A 7,049-nucleotide genomic window follows, 5' to 3' on the forward strand; every position below is an offset into this window, starting at 1 on the left:
TCAACCCTGGCCTGTGTCCTGGTGGTTATGGGTATTTAATGAAAAAAGTGGTGGCGATACAGGGTGATATTGTATCAGTTACTTCTGAAGGTGTTTTTGTGAATCAAACGCTTATTCCTTTTTCAAAGCCTAAGTTAAATGATGGGATGAATCGTACATTGCCTCAATGGCGAATTGTAAATTATCCGCTGCAAAAAGATGAAGTGATGACCATGACCAGCCAAAGCGAATGGTCTTTTGATGGTCGATACTATGGTCCTATTCGCACAGGGCTAATCAAAGGAGTGATCACACCCGTATGGATAAACGCTGGAGAAAAAGCATATAGATACAATACCCCCTTCTAAAATGATTGAACCATTGCAACAATGACTTGTTTCTTTCCACATAGGAATTTTTGGTTTTGGTGCCGAGCTGACTTGTTTAATTGCTTCACTCTATCTTAATTAAGGTAATTAATTAAACAAGTGACTTCAAATTACTCTTTGAGGCTCAGTGTTACCGTGTTTTTAGTAAACATCCGCAAACAATTTATTGCTAATGCGGCGTTGGTTGATAATGATCATTAACAAGGAGCTAACTTCTTGTTAATTTCAGCTTTGTAATCCTATGTTTTCTCTCTAACTAAAGAAAAACAAAAAAATATTTATTCTTTGAAATTTGATTCTGCTCATGTTAGTGACTATATCAAATTTCATGATTTTTTACGGTAAAACTGAATATACTCACAAAAAAATATGTGGTCATTTTTATTTGAATTATGGACAACTATATTTTAATATGGTCACTGTTTGCATTTTATAATCAGGATATGATTGTGTTTGAATTTTTAGTGCGATTAGTAGAAAGTGAGCAACAAAGATGTAAAATATTGCGTAGCGTTTATGAGAAGGAACAAAAAGACTTTTTTGTAAATGTTGGGAAAATGCCTGAAGATCCTAAATCTCGGGTAAATTATTGGATGGCCTATGCTATAAAATCTATTGCTGGCAGCCTGCCCAAGATACCTTCCAAAGAAAACCCTATAAAAATAAAGGGACCTAATCCTCTTGAGGCTCAGTATGTATGGACATCTTTCATGCTCCTTGGAAGCATTTTGCCGGCTAAATTTGATCATCACTCAATATGGGTGCTTTCTGCTAATGGGTTTGAACCGAGAGGTGAAATTGGCTATTTCTCACGATTTAGTAGCAAATCACTTTACGAAACTGCATTTAAACACTATCTAGATGAAGCAGAAATTAATACCTTTTTAACAAAAGCTTCTCTCGAGGTCATTACAAGATTATTGGCTGAAGAGAAAAGGATTGTTGTTGATGAGGAGCATCAGAGACAAAGAGAGCAACTGGAAAGAGAAAAAGCACTTGCAAAAACACTGGATAGGCAGAAAGACGACACGGAAACAAAACTAGCGCGCGCATCAGTGCCTGGTACACCTGTATTTGATTGTTTTCCTTGGAGTCAAGATACTGTTGCGCGTATCAAATATTCAATGGCATTTGTTTATAATCTTCTTGAGTCTTTAGATAAATCTCCTACAAAGAAAGATCCAATAGTCATAGGTGATAAAGATCCAGATAAATTACCTTATATTTGGACTGCGTGCGTACTATTTGGCAAGCACCATCCAACATATAAATTTGGCAGAGAAGCTGTAGTAGCAAATAAAACTAAAGATTTTGATCCACAGGATCAACTAGACAAATCTGAAAAATTTTCAAAAATATCATTTTATAAAACTGTATTCGAGCATTATTGGACACCAGATTTGTTATCTATTTCAGACTTTTTAACAAAGCCGCCAGTCACTAAATTCTCACCAATTAGTACAGGTTATATTCATGACATTGAGCGATTTAACTATGACAAAAAAGTTATCGAGTACTCAGTTAGCTTGCAAGGATATAGTAAAAATACATTAGAGAGACTTAGATTAATTACTGAAATTTTTTCTAATATTCCCCAACAGGCAGAAGTACTTAGTTTTAATTCTTATATATTTTCTGGCATTGTAGTTAGCGACATCGTTACAATTTTGGCAACAATTCCAAAAAATATAAAATCTCTTAGTTTTTCTTCCGATCTATTTGCGGAAATGAACGCAGATAGCATTAAAGCAATACTGGATTCAGTTCCTAAGAATGTAACTAAACTCAAATGTTATGGCGCTCACTGTCTACTTATGTTCCCATGTATTCCTCGAAATTTTATTTCAATCGAATTTTGTGTAAACTCTAGCCATATTCCTGATCGCGATGTTGGGGATAAGTTGATTCAATTATCTAGAGCTTTGCCAAGACATCTTTCGAGTTTAAATTTAAATTCTAGCAATCTTGGTGGAATACAACCTGATAAATTGATTGAATTATTTCAAGCTCTTCCCCCCCTAAAATCACTCAATCTAACCTACAATTTTCTCTATAAGCATAATAAAGATGATCTAATTCGGATTTTCAATTCTCTTCCAACCAGTTTATTTGAACTTGATTTACGTAATAATGGCGGACTAAACTGCAGCGATCATTTAATGGCTCTTTATTCTGTGCTTCCTCCTAATATAGAAGTCTTTAATATATCAGGACATCCTGAGAAAAGACCATCATTGTCGGAAAGGCAAGAAATCCTAGAAAAAGCGGAACGTGTTAAACGAGAAGAACGAGAAGAACATTTTAAAAAGATAAATAATCAAAAACTTCTAAATGAAGTGGCTAAATTTGATGGCAAAGCAAGTATAATAGACGACCTTATTGCTGATGGAGCAGATATTAATTACCAAGCGCCAATAAACGGTTATACACCTTTAATGTGTGCAATTGATGGACAAAATGAGCGGGTTGCAGAATATTTATTACGCCTTGGTGCTGATCCTTCATTAAAAAATAAATATGGTAGAGTAGCTTCTGATTTGGCTTCGAGCAATTCAGTGATATATCATTTGTTAAGAGAAAAAGAGCAAAGTTCTGCACAACCAGCCTTAGGAGAACAAATAAATAAAGCATTCCATGCGGAAATTATCAGTGATTCACCACAGATACGAAAAATTAAAAAAATTCTAAAAGATGGTGCCAATATTAATTATCAAGATGAGGGGGGCTATACCGCATTGATGCTTGCTGTGGACCATGAAAAAGATCGTATAGTTGAATATTTGCTCAAAGAGGGAGCCGATCCATTATTAAAAAATAAAGAGTGTGAAATAGCCAGTGAATTAACTTCCCGTAATTCATTAATTTACCCGATTATTAAAGGTTATGAATTAATGTATTCGATACAAAATGCTGATTTACCCACTGTAAAAAAACTGGTAAACCAGAGAGTGGATATTGAGTTTTGTGGAGCAAACGGCTATACCCCTTTATTAATGGCAGTGAAACAAGAATCCTTTGAGTTGGTGAAGTTTCTTTTAGATCAGAATGCAAATCCAGCAAGTACTACAGATGATGGAGTTGATGCATTTTCTTTAACAACTAATTCCAAAATACAGGAACTACTTAACCAAAAATGTGGTAATCCCGAAGCTGATGATGTAATTGACTCTACTTCATTAGACCAGGAGCCATCAACATATAATGGTCATTTTTTTAACGAAAACTCTCATCAAGTTGATGAGGTTTCTCATTTAGCCAATATGAGCTTCTCATAAAATTGGGAATATTGTGGCTATTTTACCTGAAAGTTATAACTATACTCTAAAAACGCTTGGACGAAATCGGACATCAAATAAATCTTAGGAAGTCTTATGAACACTGAAAATGAAATAATAAATCCACAAGAAGTAAAAAAGCAGTCTGAGAAAATAATTCTTAATGCTGGAGGTGAAATTTTAGATTGTCTGCCTATTATTGGGGAGGTCAAACCTCGATCTCTGAACGAAATTATAAATCGAGCGTTGATTTTTAATGCAGTGTATCAGTTGAATATGAAAGCACCAAAATGGTGTCTCAGCAATTGGATAGAAGAACATGAGCTTGAGACGTACTTAAGGCCCAAAGAATGGGGTTTTTTATATACCTCAAATGAATTAACCAATGAGGAGCGTTGGGAGCTGTATTGGTCTCTTGATTCCTTATGGACTATATTATGGGCAACTGGATTAATTGAAACACTTTCTTTTGACCAACAAGTTGGCGACGAACTTGCAGGATTAAGCCCTAATTTGCAAATCAATGAAAATAGTTCTAAGTATGCAAGTATGATGAAATTACGCTCCACCAAATCCCTCTATTCCATGTTGGATTTGTACTATAGAGTACATTGGTGGTTTCGTAACAATGCACTTACAAAAAAAGAACAGCCGAAGAATATCGATATAAATCAGATTATCGCCAGAAGGCAAGCACTTGAATGGATACTGAATTCAGATGTAGATTGGGATGCTGTAAATTTAAGCACATAGTCTGAGGAGAGAGAACGTCGATTTATTTAATCTGAATAAAACAAGAAATTATAGAAGAAAACCGTCCACAACAACTATGTTGAAGTGTGTTTGCATAAATTAAGATTAAGGAAAAAATAATGACAAATGATTGTGATGAAGGGAGTTCTGGACGTAGCCAGCAACGAAAAAAACAGCCTTTTAGTTTAAGCCAGTTGCAGTTTAGTCGTATAAAACCTTCAGCTTCTGAAGAAGAAATTGAAGCATTACAAGATTATATTGGTCATCCTTTACCTGAATTATATAAAGAAATTTGTCGTCATTTTAATGGTGGCATGCCTAAGTTTGACTGTTTTGAGGATGCAGAGGGACGTGTAGATGAAATTGGCAATTTTTTTCGTGTCATCGACAAGAAAGAAAAAGATTATAGCATTTGGAACATGGTTGAAAATTTTAAATTAGAGTTAGGGAAAGATTGCTTACCATTTGCTCGTGATAGTTTGGGGCTAAGTATTTTTTACTTGAAATGGGTAAATGACAAGGTACAGGTATGGCGACTGCTTTATGGAGAGCTAGCATATGAATTTTCTGGATATTATGACGACGACGATGAAGAGGAAGAAGAAAATTATTATTGTCATGTATTAGTTAATGATTCATTTGATGTTTTTTTGGAGTCCCTGTATGCAATCGAAGAATGAGAACTTGGATAATCGTATGTATGAAAACGATAAGCCTCGTGACTATCATGTTTATTTTGAAATGCGTTTGGACGAAGATGATTTTGGTAAAGACCGGAAAGAACATAATACAATTTGTAATCAACAATTATTAGCACATTTAGAAAAGTTAAGCGTACAAGGGATTGAGCTTTATGAAACAGTGAGTAATGCTGCTCTTATGAAAGAAATTAAAGAAAATCCACACCAATCCCCTGATGACACATTAACCTGGCATCACTGTCATAGCACGACAGTTGGAGGAGTGCGAGGAGTAATGCATTTGGTTCTTGATAATCAGCATACAGACAAAGCACTTAGTAATTTTTTTCATCCCTTCAAAAAGGGGGGCTATTTTGAGTGGGCTGTGCCGAAGGGGGCACCAGTAAGAATACCCAATGGTTATCCAGATAACGTATCTGAATCAGAAATTCAAGCATTGCCAGTTGAAAAGTTGGGCTCAGCTTTTTTGGTGGCAGTTGGAACGAACAACCTAAATAAATTTAATTTAGCAATGGAGCGTGCGAAAGAACTCAAACTTTCTGACGACGAATTAACTTCTATTATCACGAAAAATTATCCTGTTGGGGTAGGTACAAGACAAGAAAATCTGCTTCATATAGCAACAACACATGGTTATCCAGAGCTAATTAAGCCTTTGCTTACATATTTCACCAGACTTCCTAACTTCCCCCAATTAGTGGATTCAAAAGGTAATACTCCTGCACATATTGCAGCCAAAAGAAAGCGTGAAACGGCTCTGAAAAAATTAATAGAAGAGGGTATCGACTTAAACATAAAAAATAAAAAAAATCAGACCGCATATAATATTGCACAAGAAAAAAATCACACCACATGCATGGCATTCTGTGCGTTTAATACGGACGAGGAATCACAATCTATAACTCGAGAGGAACGACAAGAGTGTTTAGCGAAAATCGCACTGAATTTTGAATTTTTGTATGGTGATAAGGTGTATCCCACCTCTTCAGCATCAAAATTAAATGTCTCTTCATCTACAACCTCTGATATATCTCAAGTTAGATCTTCCCAGAAGCGATCTTCCGAGTCTCAGATAAGAGCTTCTCATACAGGTGCAAGAACAGATAGCCAAGCTACTACAAATACCAATACTACCCAAACAGCTAAATCAACAAAACCTGATTTATTTGAAAGATTAAGTAAGATGACTCCCGAAGAACGAGAAAAGTGGAGAAAACAAATACATCAACAAGTTATAAGGAATAAGCAGCAGGCAGCAGCTGAAAAAGAATTAAAAAATGAAAGATTAAGACAAGTATACTTACAAGCGGTTACTCAGTATCTGAATCTTTCAGCTCAGAATACATCAGTACCTAATATCATACAGTCTGAAACATCAAAATCAATTAAAAATATACCAAAACAAGCTATTTTAAGTCCTAATCCAGCAAAAGAGTCTCAAGTCTCACCCCTGAAAAAGTCTCTACCAGAAGGACAACGATTGGTGCAGCGAGAAGAACAAGTTAAGCAAAAATTTATTAAGCAGTCGCATGAAACCATTCAAGACGAATCTAAGCATCTAAATACTTCCAATGTTGCTTCTCAAAGATTTTTCCAGCCATCTCATACATCTTTAACACTAAGGCAGTTATTGGGAACTACTCATAAAACAGTAATATCTCACCATGCATACAGCCTACCTCATTCTGTATCTGCTCACTCTTTTTTGAAACGAACTTCACCGATAAATCATCAGAACCAAAATCAAGAAACAGTACAAAGACAACAACAAGCTCAGCAACAGCAAAAACAACAACAAGCTCAGCAACAGCAAGGACAACAACAAGCTCAGCAACAGCAAAAACAACAACAAGCTCAGCAACAGCAAAAACAACAACAAGCTCAGCAACAGCAAAGACAACAACAAGCTCAGCAACAGCAAAAACAACAACAAGCTCAGCAACAGCAAAAAC

The 7,049-nt window shown here is 35.6% G+C and carries 5 protein-coding genes; all 5 read left to right on the forward strand.

Going from position 1 to position 7,049, the window contains the following annotated elements; genetic code table 11:
- The coding region (locus WA877_RS00340) for a S26 family signal peptidase (protein WP_425168958.1) at nucleotides 1–347 on the forward strand (347 nt) is incomplete at its 5' end.
- A 470-nt stretch (nucleotides 348–817) separates the two neighbouring features.
- A complete protein-coding gene (locus WA877_RS00345; protein WP_425168959.1) occupies nucleotides 818–3,643 on the forward strand; it encodes an ankyrin repeat domain-containing protein in 2,826 nt (941 codons plus the stop codon).
- Between the two features lie 96 nt (nucleotides 3,644–3,739).
- Nucleotides 3,740–4,396 (forward strand): DUF4272 domain-containing protein, encoded by a 657-nt coding sequence (locus WA877_RS00350; protein WP_425168960.1) that lies wholly within the window; start codon nucleotides 3,740–3,742, stop codon nucleotides 4,394–4,396.
- A 119-nt stretch (nucleotides 4,397–4,515) separates the two neighbouring features.
- Nucleotides 4,516–5,076 (forward strand): SMI1/KNR4 family protein, encoded by a 561-nt coding sequence (locus WA877_RS00355; protein WP_425168961.1) that lies wholly within the window; start codon nucleotides 4,516–4,518, stop codon nucleotides 5,074–5,076.
- A partial coding sequence (locus WA877_RS00360; protein WP_425168962.1) for an ankyrin repeat domain-containing protein occupies nucleotides 5,060–7,049 on the forward strand: 1,990 nt, incomplete at its 3' end. The genes WA877_RS00355 and WA877_RS00360, both read left to right, overlap by 17 nt.

Source organism: Legionella sp. (assembly GCF_049790535.1).
Lineage (GTDB): Bacteria > Pseudomonadota > Gammaproteobacteria > Legionellales > Legionellaceae > Legionella.

What these genes read in the sequence shown, in the direction of transcription:
- WA877_RS00350 (WP_425168960.1), top strand. Translation starts at nt 3,740, where the DNA reads ATGAACACTGAAAATGAAATAATAAATCCACAAGAAGTAAAAAAGCAG.
- WA877_RS00355 (WP_425168961.1), top strand. Translation starts at nt 4,516, where the DNA reads ATGACAAATGATTGTGATGAAGGGAGTTCTGGACGTAGCCAGCAACGA.